Raw genomic sequence first — 18,650 nt, 5'->3', positions numbered from 1 at the left:
TCAGCAACCTCGCGCGAGGGTGCTGAGCCGCCGTCAGGGAGTAATTGGGGTAAGGGTGAGGATTGCCCGCACCCTCGCCGAGGAGGCTCCGCGGTCAGCAGGTCAGCTGAGCAGGGACAGCGCTCCCCCGGCCAGTACCGCGGCAACCGCCACGGCCGCACCCATCGCTGCTGTCGTCTTCCATCCCATCGCCTTGCCGACCATGACCATCGAGGGGATGCTCAGCGCCGGCAGAGCGATGAGCAGGGCACCCGTGACACCGGCCCCGACTCCGAGGGGAACGAGGGTGAGGATGATCGGGATCTCTCCGCCGGTGGGGATGACCAACAGAGTCGCCACAACCGCCACGATGAGGACGGCACCGGCACCCAATTGGGCTTCGAGTCCGAAGACACCGGTCAGCCACGGTGCGATGAGGCCGATGACGAAGACGAGCGCGAGGTGTTCGGGCACGAGGATGAGGGCAAACCTGGCCAGGGACCGCAGGTAGCGCATGGGCAGAGACAGCAGACTCGCCGAGGCGGGTGCGGGCTCCGGTGCCGCCTCGGCGGGGCCGTTCACCCACCGTCCGATGAGCGCGGCGGCACCGACCGCGACGAGGAGCGCGAAGACGATGCGTACCGCCATGTACTGCCACGGCAGGACGAGGGCCAAGAAGATGATGACCGCGGGGTTGAGCAGCGGATTGCCCACCCAATAGGCAAGAGCGGCCGAACGGCGCACACCCGAGTCCCGCAGGCCCGCGGCCACCGGTGCCGCACAGCAGGTGCACATCATCGACGGCATCGACAAGGCGGCACCCACGAGGGATTGACCCGTGTGGCTGCGGCGGTTGAGCAGCTTCAGCAGCCAGTCACGCGGCACCAATGCGTCGATGGCCGCCGCGACGAGCAGCGCCACCAGCAGTGCTTTCCACACGGCGGTGAAGTACACGAGCGTGAAGTCCCACGCGCCCGACAGCGACACCGTGTCCCCGGCGGCATCGAACAGCGGGGTACCGTCCCACAGGGACGTCCGGCTCATCGTCCACGCCTTGTCCCAGTACGGCAGCCATTTCGACCAGCTCAGGCCGACGACGAGCAGCACCGCGAGTACGACGAGTCCGATCCAGTCGGCGGCGCCGAGCCTCTGCGGAGTCCGAATCGGTGCCGAAGCCGAGGTCTGCGTCATCGTGGTATGTCCTTTGCGCCTGTGCCGAAACGGCTGAGAGACAGAAGAGAAACGGTGAGGGGTGGGAGGTCAGGAGGTGCGGGCGACGACGGAGTCGGCGAAGGCGAACAGCGATTCCTTGATCTGACCCTCCGGCAGCGGCGCCAAAGCCGCCTTGGCCTCATCGGCCCAGCGCGCTGCCTCTGCTCGGGCCTTCTCCGTCACCGGATGCGCTGCCAGAGCCGCACGGGCGGTCTCCAAAGCGTCATCGGAGGTCAGATCCGCGTCGAGGAGGTCGACCACCTCGGCGGCGGCGGCATCCCCGTCGGCGGCAGCAGCCCGAACGTAGAGCACGGGCAGGGTGGGAACGCGTTCGCGCAGATCCGTGCCCGGGGTCTTTCCCGACTCAGAGGATGTGGTGGTGAGGTCGATGATGTCATCGGCGAGCTGGAAGGCGACACCGACGCGTTCGCCGAAGACCCGGACGGGCTCGGCCAGGGCAGAATCGGCTCCGGAGAACATGACGCCGAAGCGCGCCGAGGTCGCGATGAGCGATCCGGTCTTGTCGGCGAGCACCTGAATGTAATGCTCGATCTCGTCGGCGCCTTCGGGCGGGCCGGCGAATTCGTTGAGCTGACCGAGGACGAGACGCTCGAACGTCTCGGCCTGGATGCGCACGGCTTCGGGACCGAGCTTCGCGGTGACGCCGGAGGCCTTGGAGAACAGCAGATCGCCGGTGAGGATCGCCACCGAATTGCCCCACACCTCATGGGCGGCCTTCGCACCGCGGCGCACGGGAGCATCGTCCATGACGTCGTCGTGGTACAGCGAGGCGAGGTGGATGAGTTCGACGGCGACGGCCGCATCGATGATGTCATCGTTCTCCGCATCGCCGAGGCGGGCGGTGAGCAGCACGAGGTTCGGGCGGGCACGTTTTCCGCCGGCAGCCAGCAGATGCTTCGATGTCTCGTCCGGCAGTCTCCGCGTCTGTTCGGTGACCTCGTAGAGACGGGCCTCCACGGTTTCCAACTGAGTCGAGAGCTCTGCCGCGAGCTGGGCGTCGTCACCGGTGAAGGTGGCCGGAGAGGCTGGGTGGCTCATGTCCTCGTCATTCGTCGTAGTCGGTGTCGGCATGGTGTTGTCGCAGCCCTTGCGCTCAGAGTTCTTCATTGTGGTCTCACCGTGGTCCTTGCGCTCAGACATTGCTGGTGGCCGGGACGATTCGGGTCAGGGCCGAGATGATCCGGTCGATGAGATCGGCCTCGGAGACCTTCGGGTCGCGGTAGAGGTTCGCCAACAATTTGACGACGAACTCCATCACAACGTCAACACCCATACCGTACTTGATTCCGAACTGCATGAGCGCAGGATGGCCGATGATCGAGGCGAAAACGCGTCCCAGGGTGAAGTAGCCGCCCAGAGAATCTCCGAGCAGAGCAGGATACTCCTCCAACCGGCGACGCATCACGGACTGCGGGTAGCGCGAGTAGGTGGAGATCACCTCGGCGGCGATGCGCGCGGATTCCAGGGCGTAGTCGATGCCTTCGCCGTTGAACGGGTTGACCATTCCGCCCGAGTCGCCGACGAGCAGCAGACCACGGTGGAAGTGCGGTGTGCGGTTGAAAGCCATCGGCAGGGCCGCGGATTTGATCGGACCCAATGAGGTGGTTTCGTCGATGCCCCACTCGTGGCCCATGTCGGCGATCCACTGGTTCATCATTCCGCGCAGATCCACGGATCTGAACTGGGGCGAGGAGTCGAGCAGTCCGGCACCGATGTTCACCGTGCCGTCGCCGAGGGGGAAGATCCACCCGTATCCGGGCAGGGTCTCGGATTCCCCGGCCGCATTCGTCGACCGCATCTCCACCCAGGATTCGATGTAGTCATCGGCATGCCGTGGCGTTGTGTGATAGGCGCGGGCGGCGATTCCCATCGGCCGGTCGTCGCGCTTCTCCAACCCCATGGACACGGCCAGTCGGGAGGAGACTCCGTCGGCGGCGATGACGATCGGTGCCCGGAAGTGGGCTTCGGGACCGACTCGGCGACCCCGGTGATCGGTTCCGGAGGCGTGGACGCCGCGGATCCACCCGTCGTCGCCCACGTCCGGGGACATGGCGCGAACCTGTTCGAAGAGCCGGGCGCCGCTGCGCTGGGCATGACGAGCGAAGGCTTCGTCCATGCTCATCCGGGGGCGGGTCACCCCGTAGTTCGGGGTGCCGTCGATCTCGGGCCAGTCGAGTTCGAGCCGGTGGCCGCCGCCGATGAGGCGCAGCCCCTTGTTGCGGTGCCAGCCGTCGGATTCCGGCAGCTCCATTCCGAGGTAGCCGGCTTCCTTGACCGCGCGTGGGGTCAGGGCGTCGCCGCAGATCTTGTCGCGCGGGAATCCGGACTTCTCCAGGATGATGACCTCGTGCCCGGCCTGGGCGAGGTAGGCGCCGATCGCCGAGCCGGCCGGGCCGGCACCGACGACGACGACTTCGGCATCGAACTCATTCATCGTCAAGGCTGGGCCGACTCCGTGGTGTCGGCCGCCTCGGTGGGTTTGAGGGCGTGGTGGACTGCGACGATTCCGCCGGTGAGGTTGCGGTACTTCACCTGGTCGAAGCCGGCGTCGAGGATCTGATGGGCGAAGGCGTCCTGGTTCGGCCAGGCACGGATCGACTCGGCCAGGTAGACGTAGGCTTCGGGGTTCGACGACACGGCACGGGCCAGCGGCGGCAGGGCTCTCATCAGGTACTCCTTGTACACGAGGCTGAAGGCATCGAGCGTCGGAGTGGAGAATTCGCAGATCACGAGACGTCCGCCGGGCTTGAGCACGCGCAGCATCTCGGCGAGCGCCAGGTCGACATCGTGGACGTTGCGGATGCCGAAGGAGATCGTGACGACGTCGAAGCTCGAATCGGCGAAGGGCAGGTCCATCGCATCGGCGTAGATGAAGTCGATCTGCGGGTGCCGACGGCGCCCCTCGGCGAGCATTCCCGTGGAGATGTCCCCGGCCACCACCTCGGCGCCGTGGTGGGTGAACGTCATCGAGGAGGTGCCGGTGCCGGCAGCCAGGTCGAGCACGCGCTCACCGGGCCCGGCGGCCACGGAATGGGCCACGGTGCGCCTCCAGGCACGGGCGAAGCCCAAGGAGAGGACGTCGTTCGTGAGGTCGTAGCGGGAGGCGACATCGTCGAACATCGACGCGACGTCTGCGGGCTGTTTGTCCAGCTTGGCACGGTTCATGACCATATTCTCTCAACACCTGAACCGGGAGGGCGAATCCGGATCCCTGGTACTCGCGATCCTCAACTAGAATCGTGGCGACATGACTACGACTTTCGGCACTTCCGACATCCTCTCTGCCCCGCCGCGCCTGCATGTGCGGTCCCGTTTCGTCGACGACGTCGATCCCGGGCCGGGCTTCCCCTTCGAATCGGGTCTGCCCACGACCGTGGAGCAGACGCTCGAGTTGCTGCCCACCGACGGCTTCTCCTGCTGGGTCCGTGACACCTCCGGTCTCATCGGCTTTGGACGCACCCTGCGCATCCGGGCCCGCGGACCTGAGCGGTTCACCGAACTCTCGGATGCATGGAAGGCCATCACCGAGGCGGCTGCCGTCGAGGATGAGGTCGATCTGCTCGGTTCCGGACTCATGTGCTTTGCCACGGTCGCCTATTCGGGGGAATCCGCGGTCGATTCGATCATCCATGTCCCTGAATTCGTTCTCGGCCGCCGCGGCGGCCGCGTGTGGCTGACCTCGATCTCGACGGCCGAGGAGCCTCCTCTGCCGCCGATCCTCCATGCCGAACCGCTGCAGCGCGTGCACTCGGCGCGGGCCGAGGCCGGGGAGCTCGATCCCGACAAGTGGTCCCGGCTCGTCGAGCAGGTCGCTGCCATGCTCACTCCGATCGATACCTCGGCGGAGGTGGACGCGTTCTCGGACGATCCGACTCTGCGCAAGATCGTCCTCGCCCGCGACGAAGTCGTCACCACCGAAGAGGACATCGACGTGCGTGCGGTGCTCGGTGCGCTCAACCGCAGCTACCCGAGCTGCTGGACCTTCGACATCGCCGGTCTCATCGGTTCGACCCCGGAACTGCTCATCGGGGTGGAGAACAACAGAGTGACCTCACGAGTGTTGGCCGGAACCTACCGGGTGGAGAAGAACCCGATGGAGGAGATGCCGGCGGCTCGGAAGCTGCTGAGCGCGCACAAGGACAGCACCGAACATGCGTTCGCCATCGCCTCCCTGCAGCGCAGTCTGGGTTCGGTCGCCGAGGATGTCACCGTCGATGAGCGCCCTCACCTGCTGCCATTGGCCAATGTCATCCATTCGGCCTCCGATGCGCAGGCGAACCTCTCCCCCGATTCCGGGCTCACCGCCCTCGACGTCGCCGCAGCGGTCCACCCCACTGCTGCCGTCGGCGGGTACCCGCAGGCGAGCGCCGTGGCACACGTCGATGAGCTCGAACCTCTCGACCGCGGCCGCTACTCCGGCCCTGTCGGATGGATGGACGGGCGCGGCAACGGCCAGTTCGGCATCGCCCTGCGCTGCGGCCAGCTCGAGGACCGCAACCGCATCCGGCTGTATGCCGGTGCCGGGATCATGCCGGATTCGGATCCCGCCACCGAGGTGGCCGAGACGAACGCGAAGCTGGCTCCGATGCGTCGGGCGCTCGGTCTCGACCGGGGCTGACCGTTTACCGGAACTCTCCGGCATTGTCACGGGCCCGGTCGGCGAAGGTGAGAAGAGGTCGACCGGTGAGGTGCTTCGTGTGCCCACGCGGAGCGCAGTTGATTCAGTAGTGATAACGGGCCTGAAGAATCACCAGGTCCTCGTCGTCTGCGAGATAGACCAGTCGGTGCTCTGCGGTGATGCGCCGCGACCACGCGCCCGGCGCTCCGTACTTCAGCTGCTCGGGCTTGCCTATCCCGGAGAACGGTTCACGCAGGCAGGCGTCGATGAGCGTATTGATTCGCTTCAGAGTCTTCCGGTCGGCAGTCTGCCAGTGCTTGTAGTCCTCCCAGGCCGACTCGTCCCAGACCAGACGCACTCAAGCTTCCTCGTCCGAGCGATCAAGGTCGTGAACCTCAGCCTTTCCACCTCGGGCACGGTCGTAGGCATCGAGCAGGCGGCGGGCATTCGCCGGCGAGCGGAAAAGGTAAGCGGTCTCCTGCCATGCGGCGTACTCGTCGGCCGGCATCAGGACGGCATTGCCCTTGCGAGAGACTATCTCGACTGCATCACGGTCCTCATTGACTCGCTCGATGAGGGGGAACAGGGTCTTGCGCGCCTCGCTTGCGCTGATGGACATGATGACGACCTCCGCCTTCGAACCAGTTGTACTCATTTATGGTACCACTATCAGCGTCGAACAGTCACCTCGATGATCCGGCGAGCCTGTACGTTTCGCGTTGCGTCGATCTGACTCAGGGTCGTTTCGAATTCCTCTGCGCTGGTCACCTGTTGGTGGTCCCATCCGTACGCTGCGGCGAGGTCGGCGAATCCGCGACCGTGGGGGACGGTGAAATATCGTTCCAGGAAGCCTTCGAGATGGGGCTGGGAATGTTCGAGTCCGGAGAAGATCGCTCCCCCGTCGTCGTTGAGCACGACGATCGTCACCTCCCCGGCTTCCTCGGCGCTCGGGGTGAGCAGTCCGCCGATGTCGTGGAGCATGGCGATATCACCGATGAGCAGGATGACCGGCTCCCCCAGACCCAGCGACAGTCCTGTCGCCGTCGAGATCAGTCCGTCGATTCCGGCGAGTCCGCGTGAGGCGTGGATGCGGGCGCGGATGTCGGCGGCGTCGCTGAGATAGCGCACCGAGTTCGAGCTGGCAACGAAGAGAGTGATGTCCTGGGCGGCCAAATGCTCAGTGACCCTCCGCGCCGTCGCCTGGAATTCCTTCGCCGAGGTGGCACCCGGGTTCCCTCCCACGCCCGGTTCCGAGGGTCGTTTCGCACACCGCTCCGCTCGTGCAGCTGCCACGAGGGAAGACCCTGTGTCGATCCAGGCGCACAGCCAGGCCGGCCCCGAGGCGGCGATTCCCTGAGCATCGCCCGCTGCCATCACATCACCCGCGACGCTCTTCTCCTCAGTGACAGTCAGGCCGAGCGCATCGATGTTGTCGGGAATGCGCCGCACGGTCACGGTTTCGTCGGCGAGCAGTGCGGCGACTGGTCTGGTCAGCGTCGGTTTTCCGTGGACGATGACGGTGCGGATCGACTCCCGCAGTGCGGGGTGATCGCTGAGCACGCGGGCATGAGCCGGCACGACCGTCGAGGGTTCGAATGATCCGGAAGTCGAGGATTCCTTCGAATCAACAGCGGTGCGCGCCAGAGGACTCGAGGGTTCGGCAAGCACCGGAAGATGGTGAACTTCAGCGAGCGCACGCAACGATTCGGCCGAATGCCCACCGGCGTCCCCGGCGACGATGACCGTCCCCTCGGTGATGGTGACTTCGACAGACGTCTGCGAATCGTTCCCTGCGCCGATGTCTTCCGGTTCCTTGATGCGGGGCTCGTCATTCGCGACTCGGGTCTCGGCCAGCCCGTGGATCTCGCTCTTCCACGTGTCCAACTCCTCCGGGGTGGGAACCAAGGGGGTGTCGAACTGCACATTGAATTGGACGGGGCCGGCCGCCTCGGCGGCGGTGTCCGAGCGTGATCCCAATGCCGCGGCCACGGCGTCTGACATCGCTCGGTGGACCGCCTCTGCGGTGTCGCCGGCGGGGATGTCAAAGCGGGCACGGACATCGCTGAGCACCTGCGACTGGTCGTCGATGGTCTGATTGGCTCCGGTGCCGCGCAGCCTGGCGGGACGATCCGCGGTGAGTGCCAGCAGCGGCAGGTGCCCGTACGAGGCCTCGAGGACGGCGGGATGGAGATTGGCCACGGCCGAGCCGGACGTCGTCACGACCGCCACGGCGGACTCACGGCCGCGCGCACGCAGACCTCGGGACAGGCCGAGGGCGAGGAAGGCGGCATCACGCTCATCGACGCGCACATGAGCGCGGATGAGCCCCGCCTCGGCGAGCGGAGCCAGAGCATAGACCAAGGGGGCGGACCGCGAACCGGGGGCGAAGACGACATCACTGACCCCGGCATGGACCAGGCTTCGGGCAATCTGCTGCGCCACCGCGCTCGAATTCGACATCACCTGATATTCAACCACCTGACCACCTGTGGTTCACCTCCGCCCTCTAACCTCGAGAAATGCGCCGCTCGTTGATCATTGCGATGGGAGCACGAGCCATCCGCACTCTGACCGCGGCCCGCTCCCATCGCGGACGCTATCCCGCTCGCGACCAGACCACCTCCTTCCTCGGTCCCGAACCCCGTGGCAAGGTTGCCCGAACCTGGCATATCCGGGACAAACGGAAACTCTCGCCGAGGCTGCGCGAATTCTTCCTCTACTCCCCCGCGCTCGGTCGCACCGTCGGCGTGCGTGTGCTGCTGCCGGGGATTCCCGCCGAGGTCAGCCCCGTCATCCACCTCTTCCACGGAGGCGGCGATGATTTCCGCTCATGGACGGATTTTGGTTCCGCCGAGGAGCTCACCCTCGACTCCCCGTACCTCGTCGTCATGCCCGACGGCGGGGCAGGAACCTATTCGCGTCTGGCTGTCGGCAGCGAGGTCCACGACTGGCCGCGATTTCATACCGAGGAGATCCCAGCGTTCCTCAAGGCGAACTTCTCCGTCGACTGGGCGCCTGCCGGTCAGCTGGCGGCGGGGCTGTCGATGGGCGGGTACGGGGCGATGAAGTACGCGGCCTGGCATCCCGACAGGTACGGATCGGCCGCCGCGTTCTCCTCTCCTCTGGATCCTCTGTCGACCGTGCCCGCCTTCGACATCATCGCGATGCGCGAAGGCGCGCGATCACTGAGCCTGTTCGGCGATCCCGCTCTCGACCGCAGCGAATGGCTGGCGAATTCCCCGTACGCTCTGGCCGAGAACCTCCGCGGCCTCGACCTGTGGTTCAGCGCCGGTTCCGGCAGCCTCGAAGGGGCGAAGGATCGCGACCTGCTGGAGTCGATGATCAGCTCGCAGGGCGAGCGCTTCTCCGCCCGTCTCAACTCCCTCGGCATCCGCCATTCCTGGTTTCCGCGCACCAGCGGCCTGCACGACTGGACGAGCTGGGAACGGGAACTCGGAGCCTGGCTGAAGACCCTCGGCAAGCGGCGCAACTATGCGAGTTCGGATCGTCGTCGGACAGATCGTGTGGCCGATGGAGGACAGTTCACCTTCCTCACCGGCCATGCCCTCTTCGACATCCATGGGTGGCGGGTGGAGATCTCCCGTCGTCGCGCGCAGGTGGTGCGCTTCGATGCAGTCAGCGCCGCCGGCTTCTCTCTGACCGGGACCGGCAGCTTCCGTGTGCGCACTCCCGGTCTCTTCGACCCCGACCGCCGCTACGACATCAGCGTGTCCGGTCCCAGCGGGGACAATGCCTATCAGCAGAAGGCCGACAAGAAAGGGCGGCTGACATTCACCGGTCGCCTGGCCGCGGCCATGCACGATCCGATCATCCCGGGAAAACGCACCGCTCACTTCGCCACGCTGGGACAGGACGAGGTGACCACGGTGAGGATCGCCTCGGTGCCGGTTGACGCGGCAGCCGACCGCAAGCACAGCGCGGCCGATCGCCGACGCACAGCTGCGGCAGCGGTCGATGGCGAACGGTCCACAGCCGATGTTCCAGATCCGTCACAGACAGAATCCACGGACGATCCCACTGGCGTTTATATTGAGAGCGGTCGCGAATCGACGGCCGCTGATTCTTCGGAACGCTGACTCGAGAGGTCAACCATGAAACGCGTACTCCCCGCCATCGTTCTTTTCGCCGGACTCTCCCTCGTCGGCTGCACGGGTGGAGGAGACAAGCCGGACCAGGCTGACGGCAGCGGTGACTCCTCGCAGGCGTCAGCCGAAGAGACCCCGCAGGCAAGCAAACTCGATGAGGCGAAGCTCAAGGAGATCCTTGAGTCGACCAAGGCCGAGGGTCAGTCGTTCAAGGCCGTCGACGGTGCCGGCAGTTCCTCCAGCGAGGCAGTCAAGGCCCTGGAGAGTTCTGAGTTCGAACCCGCCAAGTGCAAAGACATCACCATGAACCTCCTCAACGCCAACCTCGCCTCCAAAGGCACCACGGTCGCTGGAACCTCCACCGACAACATCCTCTCCGCGGCGCTGTCGAGCTATGACGATCTGGACGGCGCACAGACCCAGATCGAGGGGGCCTCGAAGATCGCAGAAGAATGCAGCGATGTGAAGATCAAGACCGCCGGCGTCGAGATGTCGATGAAGTACAAGACTTTCGACGCCAAGGTCGACGGGGCAGACGAGACCAATGGAATCGTCGCCTCCGTCGAAGCCGGCGGACAGACAGCCATGAATCTGCGCATGGTCTACGCCCTCGTCGGCAACAACGTCGTGGCCGTTTCCAATATCGCCGATGTCGAAGAGGCCACCGTGACGAAGACCGCCGGTGCCTTCGTCGACGCGGTGAAGAACGCAGGCTGAGCCGGTTCAGTCTCGATCGGTTCAGCCAGAGTCGACTCAACCGCGCAGGGCGCTCCAGCAATCCTGGAAACGCTGCGCCCACCATTCGAATCGTCCCGGATCCACCGCCAACTGCTCCAGGCGGTCAGGGTCCGGGACGATACGCGTGACCGGGATGGCGCCGTCGACCGGAGTCAGGGCCTCGTCCTCGGCGACGATATCGGCGGTGAACAGGCGCCCGGTGCCCAGACCGCAGGCCACCCGATCACCGAGGATGTCCCGGCTGCGGTCGGTGCGCGGCAGTCTGGCGGCGAGTTCGGCTCCGGCGGCCAGACCGACGGATGACTCGAGAGCCGAGGACACGACAGCAGGCAGCCCCGAAGCGCCGATGACCTCGAGGGCGGCGCCGATCCCGCCCAGCGGCTGGACCTTGACGATGATGACCTCGGCCGCTCCGAGTTCGGCCACGCGCAGCGGGTCCTCGGCTTTGCGGATGGATTCGTCGGCGGCGATGATGATCGGCAGTCCTCGCAGGGCGAGCTCATCGCGCAGTTCGGCCAGCTGCTCGACCTCGGGAACCGGCTGTTCGAAGTATTGGATATCGAACTCGGCAAATGCCTCACAAGCTTGAAGGGCCTCGCTGAGCGTGTATCCGGCATTCGCGTCCAGGCGCAGCGTCGTCTCGGGGTAGAGCCTGCGGAATTCCCGCAGGCGTGTCAGATCCTCGTCGAGGGAGCCGAATCCGTGCTCGGCGACCTTCGCCTTGACGGTGCCGACCCGGTCATAGCGAGACAGGATCGGTGCGACCTGATCAGGTGGACAGGCGGGCAGGGTGCCGTTGACGTCGACGGTCTCACCGCTCGTCCCCGCCTCCGCCACGGCCGGACTGGAACCGCGCACGGGAACGGTGGAGGGTGCCGCCTCGGCGAGCGCGGTCTTCTGCGGGATCAGCCCGGAGAATTCGAGGGAGGCGCGCAGCCACCGGCTGGCCTCCTCGGTGCCGTATTCGACGAAGGGGGAGAACTCCGCCCACCCGGAAGGGCCGGTGAACAGCGCCACTTCCCGCTCCGTGATCCCCCGGAACCGGGTGACCATCGGCAGCCGCACCACATGCAGGTCCTCGATGACCTCATCGAAGCGTTGCGGCAGATCAAGAGGTGCGGCAGATGGAGCCTCTGAGTCCAGTGCGCCAGTGTGCGAACGTGCGAAATCGGCCATGAGCCCAGACTAGCCTCCGCCGACCCTGCCATCCCTGTCTGCCGTTCGGAACCTCACCGTCCGCCGCCCGGCCCCGAACCTCACCACAACGACCAAGCGCTAGGCTGGGGGCCATGACGGTTTCAGAAATCTTCGACCCTTCTGCTTGGCGCGAAGTCTCCGGGTTCGACTTCACCGATATCACCTACCATCGGGCCATCGACCCCGCCACCGGCAACGACATCGGCTGTGTGCGCATCGCCTTCGACCGCCCCGAAGTCCGCAACGCCTTCCGTCCCCACACTGTCGACGAGCTCTACCGCGCCCTCGACCATGCCCGCCAGACCTCCGACGTCGGCGCCGTGCTGCTCACCGGCAACGGCCCGAGCGAGAAGGACGGCGGTTGGGCCTTCTGCTCCGGCGGCGATCAGCGCATCCGCGGCCGCTCCGGCTACCAGTACGCCTCCGGTGAGACTCGTGAAAGCGTCGATCCGGCTCGTGCCGGCCGCCTCCACATCCTCGAGGTCCAGCGCCTCATCCGCACCATGCCGAAGGTCGTCATCGCCGTCGTCCCCGGCTGGGCAGCCGGCGGAGGCCACAGCCTCCACGTCGTCTGCGATATGACGATCGCCTCACGCGAACATGCGAAGTTCAAGCAGACCGATGCCGATGTCGGCTCCTACGACGCCGGCTACGGTTCCGCCTACCTGGCGAAGATGGTCGGGCAGAAGAAGGCCCGTGAGATCTTCTTCCTGGGCCGCACCTACTCCGCGCAGGAGATGGCCGATATGGGAGCCGTCAATGAAGTCGTCGACCATGCCGATCTCGAGACCGCGGCCCTCCAGATGGCGCGGGAGATCCTGGGCAAGTCACCGAACGCGCAGCGCATGCTCAAGTTCGCCTTCAACCTCGTCGACGACGGGCTCGTCGGCCAGCAGGTCTTCGCCGGAGAAGCCACCCGACTTGGCTATATGACCGACGAGGCGGTCGAAGGCCGCGACGCGTTCCTCGAAAAGCGCGATCCCGACTGGTCGCCGTTCCCCTGGTACTACTGAGAACAGGTCGAAACCTCTCTTCAGAACAGGCGAGCGACGGTTGAGCCCGTCAGCTTTCCCGGTCCTCTGCTGGCAGATGCGTCGCCCGTTGCAAATCCTCGCCCGGTTCAGTCGTGCTCGTATCGGAGCAAGTCAGCAGGCTGGCATTCAAGGACACGACACATCGCGTCCAATGTCGACAAACGCACCGCTTTCGCGCGCCCATTCTTCAACACTGCCACGTTGGCCGGGGTGATACCGATCGCGTCCGCGAACTCGCCGACGCTCATCCCCCGCTCAACCAACATTCGGTCGATAGTGATGTGGATGGCCATCACACCACTGCAGCCAACTCAGCACGCATCCCGATCGCACTGTTCAAAAGCGTTCTGAGCACAAGAGTGACGCAGGCAACCACCACGAAACTCAAGCACGTCAGAACCTGGATGATCGCCAGAAACAGACTTCCCGCCTGTCCGATGCTGATCACAACGAATCCCACAACGATCAGCACAGCCGCGAATACGAACGCACCCACAAGCACATCGACCCAGACAAGCGACCGGCGCTCGAGCACGGAACCGGTATAGATACGGCAGACGAGCAACGCCAGCATGGCCAAGGCAATGAGACCGACCACCATGAACGTGATCCCCAGGGCAAGCAGTGGACCACGAAGGCCCGCGAACTCCGGAAACTCTGCCCCGAGAGCTGTCGCGAATCCTGGCAACAAGGACACCGCTCCGAGGCCGACAACGAACATTACGCCCAGGAGAGCCTCTGTCGCGACGATGAGGGACAAGGGCGGACGTGGTAAGAAAGAAGTCATACATCGATTTTCGATAGATATCTATCGTTTGTCAATAGCCATCCCGGAGGTGGGGATCTCATCGACGCTTCATCTGCTGCCTTGATCCACGTGGCGCGGAAGTCACGACTCCGCACATGGCTGCCGGTTGCATGTCTTCCACCGCGCTGACAACGCGGGGCGCCCATTGCGATAGAATCGAGTACCTCCGGCCAGTCCGCACAGAGTCCGCAAAAGAGCTTTAAGTGATCAATCTCTGCAAACGCAACCAGGACCACAATCCCTGGTCAGCTCAACCGCTCGAACACGATCAACACCAGTCTGCGCCTTGCAAGACTGTCCGCAGGTACAGCTGAGTGTCCGAGACGATCGTCAACGGGCGTCAGCTCAGAGCCGCCGAGCTGCCCGAGGCCATCGACCGGGCACTCGCCGGGACCTCGATCCTCATCCTTCCGTCGGATCGGGACGGTGCCGTCACCGAGGCGGCACCCAGTCTGTGGGCAGGGCAGGGTCCAGCCCCGGCCCTCATCCTCTTCACCTCCGGATCGACCGGGACGGCGAAGGCAGTGGCCTTGTCAGGTGATGCGCTGACCGCCTCGGCGCGGGCGACCGAACGATTCCTCTCCGGGCCCGGCGATTGGCACCTGTGCCTGCCGGTCAACCACATCGCCGGGTTCCAAGTCGAGCTGCGCGCCCGCTTGGCGGGCCGCGCCCCGGTCAGGGCCGCCTCGGCGAGGTTCACCGCCCAGTCCTTCGCCACCGAGGTGACCGCCCTGGTGGAACGGGCGGGCGACCGACCGACGTACACCTCGATCGTGCCCACCCAACTCCACCGGATCCTCGAGGACGGCCTCGCCACCGAGGCGGCCGGACGGATCTCGCACATCCTCCTCGGCGGAGCGGCGATCTCACCATCGCTGCTCGACCGCGCCGAGGCCGCGGGACTGGCGATCGTGCGGACCTACGGGATGAGCGAGACGGCGGGCGGCTGCGTCTATGACGGGGTGCCCTTCGACGGGGTCGAGGTGACCATCACCGAGGCGGGGACGATCGACCTGACCGGGCCCGTCGTGGCCGACGGCTACGTCGAGATCGGCGCCGACGGAGCGATCACACCGGTCGACTCCCCCGCTCTCACCGTCGACGAGGCGGGACGGCGGATCATGCACACCAGCGATCTGGGTCGGATCGATTCCGGTGTGCTCAGCGTGCTCGGTCGAGCCGATGACATCATCGTCTCCGGGGGCACGAACGTCTCCCCGCACGCCCTGGAGACCGGCCTGCTGCCGAGCTGGCAGAAGGCGGGAATCGAGGAGATGCTCGTGACCTGGGTGCCCGACGAGGAATGGGGCAGACGGATCGTCGCGCTCGTCCGCCTCGCCGACGGCGGAGGTGGTGTCGGAGCCGAGGATCCGCGAGCATCGGCACAGAGGCTCAACGCCCTCGATCACGGGATGACGGGGCAGCTGCTGCCGCAGCTCGTCTTCCCGGTCGCCGAGATTCCGAACCGGTCGATCGGCAAACCCGATCGCCAGGCGGCGGCCCGCATCGCCGCCGATCTCATCGCGCGTGATGCGAATACCCATACCGGCGAACTACCGGTAACATGAGACGGCTCCACAATTCGACAGGAAGGGGAGCGAGGACTATGGCTGATGCCGCCCAGTGGATTTCTGGAGCTCGACTGCGAACTCTGCCCCTGGCTCTCGCACCCGTCCTCATCGGAACCGGCGCCGCGATCGGATCACTCGGCGGATTCACCGCCTTCATCCTCGACGACATCTCGGGCAAGGACGACCACGTCAGCTTCGGACAGATCCTGCTGCGCGGATTCCTCGCTCTCCTCGTCTCCCTGTGCCTGCAGATCGGCTCGAACTACGCCAACGACTACTCCGACGGCATCCGCGGCACAGATGACGAACGTGTCGGACCGGTCCGGCTCACCGCGACCGGACTGGCCGAACCTCACGAGGTCAAACGGGCCGCCTTCATCTTCTTCGGCCTGGCCGGGGTCGCGGGCATCGTGCTCATCCTCATCTCACAGGCCTGGTGGTTCCTCATCGTCGGAGCCGCAGCCGTCGCCGCCGCCTGGTTCTACACCGGTGGCAGACGGCCCTATGGCTATATGGGCCTCGGCGAGGTCTTCGTGTTCGTGTTCTTCGGACTCGTGGCGACCTTGGGCACGATGTGGATGCAGGTCGGTCATCTCAGCCTCAGCGGCTGGGCCGGTGCCGTGTCAATCGGGTCTCTGGCCTCGGCTGTGCTCATGGTCAACAACCTCCGCGATATCCCCACAGACATCGAGGCAGGCAAGATCACTCTGGCCGTGAGGATGGGCGACAATGCCGCGCGCATCGCCTATGCAGTGCTCGTGCTGCTGCCGTTCGCGTTGCTGGCGCTGGCGATCCTCGACGGACATCCCGCCGTGGCCTTGGCGATCCTTGCCCTCGTCCCAGCACTCAACCCACTCAAGACGGTGCTCAGCGGCACAACGGGCCCTGGCCTGATTCCGCCGATCAAAGCCACTGGACTGACCGGTTTGGCCTTCTCCGCACTGATGGGCCTCGGTCTGGCGCTCTGAGGCATTTCAGTGCTGACGCCTGGGGTTCCAAGGCTCAGTCGCCTGGTGTTCGAAGGCTCAGTCGCCTGGTGTTCCAAGGCTCAGCGCGCTGAAAGGCCCCAGCTCATTAGGTTCTGAGCCGGCTCAGCCGAGCCGCAGCTCATTCGGCTGAGCCACAAGTTCATTTGGACTGGTCGCCGTCTTCTCCGAGGCGCTCCTCGACGATCTCATCTTCTGCCGCTTCATCGGCGCCGACGCGCTTGGGCTTGGAGGCTCGCTTGGCGACCTTTGCTTCGATCTCGGTCGCTGCTTGGGCGCGCATCTTACCGAGCAAGAGGTAGCTCAGCAGCGCGCCGATGATGATGGCCGCGATCGCCATGACGAGATTGAAGCCGAGGAACGGGAACAGAACGAGGCCGGCGGCGATGATGAGGCCGAAGCGAGCGAGTGTGTAGAGCCAGAAGGTGCGCATTGAACTCATTTTAGCCTCCGATCGTGACAGTCTTGTCACCGCCCGCTGGAGGCCGCGCTCAGGTTGGTGGACTATCCTTGTTGCATGGCTCGACTACTCATTGCCGCGATCGTCCTGGCGGCAGCGGTGACACTGTACGGACTCTTCGATTGCCTGTTGCGCGATCGGGGTCTGATTCGAGTCCTGCCCAAACCTGTATGGGCACTCATCATCCTCTTCATCCCCGTCCTCGGGTTCATCCTCTGGTATCTGTTCGGACGCGGTTCGGAAGACAAGCCCAACCGCGGCACCCGCCCTCGCGGTCAGGTCGCCCCGGATGACGATCCAGACTATCTGCGACAGGTCGATCGCGAAGTCAAGCTCGGCAAGCATGCGCCTCCGGCTCAGGACAAAGACGAGAAGGAATCTCCGCGCGATGATTCTGCCGAGCCGGACGATGACAGCGATCCCGCGGATTCCTCCGCTGATACATCAGCCGACTCCGACGACCGGGGCACCAAGGGCGACGGCCGCGGCCGCTCGAACTGAATTCCCTTGCCGCACCACCGCTGTCCGACGACGGCATCGATACCGCAGGTGCGTTGCCACGCTGCGATTCGGCGAATTGTCATTGCTTTCTCTGAATTACACACCGAGGAACGTGGTGATTTCAGAGCAGACCGAGCCGAAACTGTCGTCCGCCGCCTGATCACGGCATCGAACCAGCACGCAAACGGCCCAGTCTGAGGCGGAGAGCCCAGTTTCAAACATGGGCTGTTCGCCTCAGCCTGGGCCGTCAGCAGTTATGGCACCCGGTGCAGGCGATGGCTCCCGGTGCTCGGCGTCAGAGCGACCTTGAGAGCGACCCAGCGCTTCAGTCGAGCCCGGAGTACGAGTGCAGGCCGTTGAAGTACATGTTCACGACGGTGAAGTTGAAGATCACCGAGGCGATGCCGATGAGGTTGAGCACGGCCACTTTCGTCGGGCCCCAACCGCGAGTCGCACGAGCGTGCAGGTACGCGGCGTAGATGACCCAGACGACGAACGTCCAGATCTCCTTCGAATCCCAGCCCCAGTAACGGCTCCAGGCCACTTCGGCCCAGATGGCACCGGCGATGAGTGTGAACGTCCAGGTGATGAAGCCGACTGCCGCGATCCGGTAGGAGATCCGCTCGAGGTCAGTGCTCGAGGGCAGACGGTGCAGGAACCGCAGCCACTTCGGGTCCTTGGTCTCGTGCACGCTCTTCAGAATCTGAAAGACTGCGAGGATCGCAGAGATGTAGAGGAGTGAGGTCGAGAGGATCGCGATCGGCACGTGGATGGCGATCCAGTACGAATCCAACGCCGGGATGAGCTTCGCGGCAGGCGTGTAGAAGACGGTGATCGCCAGTCCCAGGCACAGCAGCACTCCCCCGGAGACGAACGTCCCCAGATAGCGCACGTCCTTCTTCGTCAGCACGACGAGGAAGACGATGACGGTGATCGCGGTGGCGGTGAGGACGTACTCCATCATGTTGCCCCACGGCACACGGGAGACAGACAGGGCACGGGTGAGAACCCCGCTGACGTGCAGCAGCATGGCGAGCACGAGCAGCGAGGTGCCGATGCGGGCTCCGCGGTGCTTGTTCCTCCGGGACGACTTCACCGTCGCGGAGTCGTCGCCGCCGGGTCGATCGAGGACGGCAGTCGTCGCCGTCTTCCGGTTCGTCCGCCGCACCGTACTGGCTTTGGCCGAGGTGGCGACCTCAGCTTCGGAGGTCTTGAGCTCACGCGCGCCGAAGAGGTCGAAGGCGTAGAAGATCATGGCGACGGCGTAGACGATCATCGCCGAGATGATCAGCTGGTTCGACCACATTGCGAGGTCAGTGTTGACGTCCATTCATCCTCCGCACCGCTGAAGTGCTCTTCTGTCGCAGGCTGCTGCTGCCAGACTCTCTGTCTGACCATATGTCGGTGCGCGCCCTGCCG

Annotated in this window: 19 protein-coding genes; 7 read left to right on the top strand and 12 right to left on the bottom strand. The window is 65.1% G+C overall.

All coding sequences use genetic code 11. The features are described from left to right. Positions 1-102 precede the first annotated feature (102 nt). From HK353_RS11790 to HK353_RS11775, 4 genes are all read right to left on the bottom strand, one after another. A complete protein-coding gene (locus HK353_RS11790; protein WP_173156370.1) occupies positions 103-1,170 on the bottom strand; it encodes a permease in 1,068 nt (355 codons plus the stop codon). A gap of 69 nt (positions 1,171-1,239) precedes the next feature. Next, positions 1,240-2,250, bottom strand: a complete 1,011-nt coding sequence (locus HK353_RS11785; protein WP_172173675.1) for a polyprenyl synthetase family protein — start codon at positions 2,248-2,250, stop codon at positions 1,240-1,242. A 94-nt stretch (positions 2,251-2,344) separates the two neighbouring features. After that, positions 2,345-3,646 (bottom strand): geranylgeranyl reductase family protein, encoded by a 1,302-nt coding sequence (locus HK353_RS11780; protein ID WP_173156368.1) that lies wholly within the window; start codon positions 3,644-3,646, stop codon positions 2,345-2,347. Positions 3,647-3,648: 2 nt separating this feature from the next. Then, positions 3,649-4,377 carry a demethylmenaquinone methyltransferase gene (locus tag HK353_RS11775; protein WP_173156366.1) on the bottom strand — a complete coding sequence of 243 codons (729 nt, stop codon included), beginning with the start codon at positions 4,375-4,377 and terminating at the stop codon, positions 3,649-3,651. A gap of 82 nt (positions 4,378-4,459) precedes the next feature. Here HK353_RS11775 and HK353_RS11770 point away from each other — a divergent pair, with 82 nt between their 5' ends. Next, positions 4,460-5,830 (top strand): isochorismate synthase, encoded by a 1,371-nt coding sequence (locus HK353_RS11770; protein WP_173156364.1) that lies wholly within the window; start codon positions 4,460-4,462, stop codon positions 5,828-5,830. A gap of 103 nt (positions 5,831-5,933) precedes the next feature. Here the strand turns inward: HK353_RS11770 and HK353_RS11765 are convergent, their stop codons facing one another. The 3 genes from HK353_RS11765 to menD are packed head-to-tail and all read right to left on the bottom strand — an operon-like array spanning position 5,934 to position 8,290. Then, positions 5,934-6,188, bottom strand: coding sequence for a Txe/YoeB family addiction module toxin (locus tag HK353_RS11765; protein WP_173156362.1), 255 nt, complete (start codon positions 6,186-6,188; stop codon positions 5,934-5,936). Then, a complete protein-coding gene (locus HK353_RS11760) occupies positions 6,189-6,449 on the bottom strand; it encodes a type II toxin-antitoxin system Phd/YefM family antitoxin (protein ID WP_173156496.1) in 261 nt (86 codons plus the stop codon). It abuts the gene before it with no gap. A gap of 50 nt (positions 6,450-6,499) precedes the next feature. Then, positions 6,500-8,290, bottom strand: a complete 1,791-nt coding sequence (gene menD, locus HK353_RS11755) for a 2-succinyl-5-enolpyruvyl-6-hydroxy-3-cyclohexene-1-carboxylic-acid synthase (protein ID WP_217278440.1) — start codon at positions 8,288-8,290, stop codon at positions 6,500-6,502. A 59-nt stretch (positions 8,291-8,349) separates the two neighbouring features. On the opposite strand from menD, the gene HK353_RS11750 reads away from it, so the two are divergent. Continuing rightward, complete coding sequence (locus HK353_RS11750) at positions 8,350-9,927, top strand: alpha/beta hydrolase (protein ID WP_245395970.1); 1,578 nt, start codon at positions 8,350-8,352, stop codon at positions 9,925-9,927. 15 nt (positions 9,928-9,942) lie between these two features. Next, positions 9,943-10,653, top strand: coding sequence for a hypothetical protein (locus tag HK353_RS11745; protein ID WP_173156360.1), 711 nt, complete (start codon positions 9,943-9,945; stop codon positions 10,651-10,653). A 36-nt stretch (positions 10,654-10,689) separates the two neighbouring features. Here HK353_RS11745 and HK353_RS11740 read toward each other — a convergent pair whose 3' ends face one another. Beyond that, positions 10,690-11,850, bottom strand: a complete 1,161-nt coding sequence (locus HK353_RS11740; protein WP_173156358.1) for an o-succinylbenzoate synthase — start codon at positions 11,848-11,850, stop codon at positions 10,690-10,692. A 113-nt stretch (positions 11,851-11,963) separates the two neighbouring features. Here HK353_RS11740 and HK353_RS11735 point away from each other — a divergent pair, with 113 nt between their 5' ends. Beyond that, positions 11,964-12,884 (top strand): 1,4-dihydroxy-2-naphthoyl-CoA synthase, encoded by a 921-nt coding sequence (locus tag HK353_RS11735; protein WP_101546793.1) that lies wholly within the window; start codon positions 11,964-11,966, stop codon positions 12,882-12,884. Positions 12,885-12,991: 107 nt separating this feature from the next. Here HK353_RS11735 and HK353_RS11730 read toward each other — a convergent pair whose 3' ends face one another. Next, the gene (locus tag HK353_RS11730) at positions 12,992-13,198 is read right to left on the bottom strand and encodes a helix-turn-helix domain-containing protein (protein ID WP_173156356.1); all 207 of its coding nucleotides are present in this window, start codon (positions 13,196-13,198) and stop codon (positions 12,992-12,994) included. After that, on the bottom strand, positions 13,198-13,692 hold the full coding sequence (locus HK353_RS11725; RefSeq protein WP_101556068.1) for a DUF2975 domain-containing protein: 495 nt from the start codon (positions 13,690-13,692) through the stop codon (positions 13,198-13,200). Before HK353_RS11725 ends, HK353_RS11730 begins: the two co-directional genes overlap by 1 nt. 335 nt (positions 13,693-14,027) lie before the next feature. Here HK353_RS11725 and HK353_RS11720 point away from each other — a divergent pair, with 335 nt between their 5' ends. Together HK353_RS11720 and HK353_RS11715 are read left to right on the top strand one after the other, a co-directional pair. Then, a complete protein-coding gene (locus tag HK353_RS11720; RefSeq protein ID WP_342589907.1) occupies positions 14,028-15,281 on the top strand; it encodes an AMP-binding protein in 1,254 nt (417 codons plus the stop codon). 38 nt (positions 15,282-15,319) lie between these two features. Continuing rightward, complete coding sequence (locus HK353_RS11715; protein ID WP_173156354.1) at positions 15,320-16,252, top strand: 1,4-dihydroxy-2-naphthoate polyprenyltransferase; 933 nt, start codon at positions 15,320-15,322, stop codon at positions 16,250-16,252. A 160-nt stretch (positions 16,253-16,412) separates the two neighbouring features. On the opposite strand, the gene HK353_RS11710 is transcribed toward HK353_RS11715, so the two are convergent. After that, entirely contained in the window at positions 16,413-16,703 is a 291-nt protein-coding gene (locus HK353_RS11710; protein WP_101546796.1) for a DUF4229 domain-containing protein, read from the bottom strand. 84 nt (positions 16,704-16,787) lie between these two features. Between HK353_RS11710 and HK353_RS11705 the strand changes: the two genes are divergently transcribed. Then, the gene (locus HK353_RS11705) at positions 16,788-17,231 is read left to right on the top strand and encodes a PLD nuclease N-terminal domain-containing protein (RefSeq protein ID WP_173156352.1); all 444 of its coding nucleotides are present in this window, start codon (positions 16,788-16,790) and stop codon (positions 17,229-17,231) included. Between the two features lie 325 nt (positions 17,232-17,556). Here HK353_RS11705 and ccsB read toward each other — a convergent pair whose 3' ends face one another. Next, positions 17,557-18,561, bottom strand: coding sequence for a c-type cytochrome biogenesis protein CcsB (gene ccsB / locus HK353_RS11700; protein WP_173156350.1), 1,005 nt, complete (start codon positions 18,559-18,561; stop codon positions 17,557-17,559). Between the last annotated feature and the right edge of the window lie 89 nt (positions 18,562-18,650).

Source organism: Brevibacterium permense (assembly GCF_013280495.1).
In the GTDB taxonomy this organism is placed as follows: domain Bacteria; phylum Actinomycetota; class Actinomycetes; order Actinomycetales; family Brevibacteriaceae; genus Brevibacterium; species Brevibacterium permense.
Note: the sequence above shows the minus strand (reverse complement) of the source record. Positions and strands in the feature narration are given on the sequence as shown.

Excerpts from the sequence above, each read along its gene's own strand:
- HK353_RS11790 (WP_173156370.1), bottom strand. The coding sequence starts at position 1,170 with ATGACGCAGACCTCGGCTTCGGCACCGATTCGGACTCCGCAGAGGCTC.
- HK353_RS11785 (WP_172173675.1), bottom strand. The coding sequence starts at position 2,250 with ATGAGCCACCCAGCCTCTCCGGCCACCTTCACCGGTGACGACGCCCAG.
- HK353_RS11780 (WP_173156368.1), bottom strand. The coding sequence starts at position 3,646 with ATGAATGAGTTCGATGCCGAAGTCGTCGTCGTCGGTGCCGGCCCGGCC.
- HK353_RS11775 (WP_173156366.1), bottom strand. The coding sequence starts at position 4,377 with ATGAACCGTGCCAAGCTGGACAAACAGCCCGCAGACGTCGCGTCGATG.
- HK353_RS11770 (WP_173156364.1), top strand. The coding sequence starts at position 4,460 with ATGACTACGACTTTCGGCACTTCCGACATCCTCTCTGCCCCGCCGCGC.
- HK353_RS11760 (WP_173156496.1), bottom strand. The coding sequence starts at position 6,449 with ATGTCCATCAGCGCAAGCGAGGCGCGCAAGACCCTGTTCCCCCTCATC.
- menD (WP_217278440.1), bottom strand. The coding sequence starts at position 8,290 with ATGTCGAATTCGAGCGCGGTGGCGCAGCAGATTGCCCGAAGCCTGGTC.
- HK353_RS11750 (WP_245395970.1), top strand. The coding sequence starts at position 8,350 with ATGCGCCGCTCGTTGATCATTGCGATGGGAGCACGAGCCATCCGCACT.
- HK353_RS11745 (WP_173156360.1), top strand. The coding sequence starts at position 9,943 with ATGAAACGCGTACTCCCCGCCATCGTTCTTTTCGCCGGACTCTCCCTC.
- HK353_RS11740 (WP_173156358.1), bottom strand. The coding sequence starts at position 11,850 with ATGGCCGATTTCGCACGTTCGCACACTGGCGCACTGGACTCAGAGGCT.
- HK353_RS11735 (WP_101546793.1), top strand. The coding sequence starts at position 11,964 with ATGACGGTTTCAGAAATCTTCGACCCTTCTGCTTGGCGCGAAGTCTCC.
- HK353_RS11730 (WP_173156356.1), bottom strand. The coding sequence starts at position 13,198 with ATGGCCATCCACATCACTATCGACCGAATGTTGGTTGAGCGGGGGATG.
- HK353_RS11725 (WP_101556068.1), bottom strand. The coding sequence starts at position 13,692 with ATGACTTCTTTCTTACCACGTCCGCCCTTGTCCCTCATCGTCGCGACA.
- HK353_RS11715 (WP_173156354.1), top strand. The coding sequence starts at position 15,320 with ATGGCTGATGCCGCCCAGTGGATTTCTGGAGCTCGACTGCGAACTCTG.
- HK353_RS11710 (WP_101546796.1), bottom strand. The coding sequence starts at position 16,703 with ATGCGCACCTTCTGGCTCTACACACTCGCTCGCTTCGGCCTCATCATC.
- HK353_RS11705 (WP_173156352.1), top strand. The coding sequence starts at position 16,788 with ATGGCTCGACTACTCATTGCCGCGATCGTCCTGGCGGCAGCGGTGACA.
- ccsB (WP_173156350.1), bottom strand. The coding sequence starts at position 18,561 with ATGGACGTCAACACTGACCTCGCAATGTGGTCGAACCAGCTGATCATC.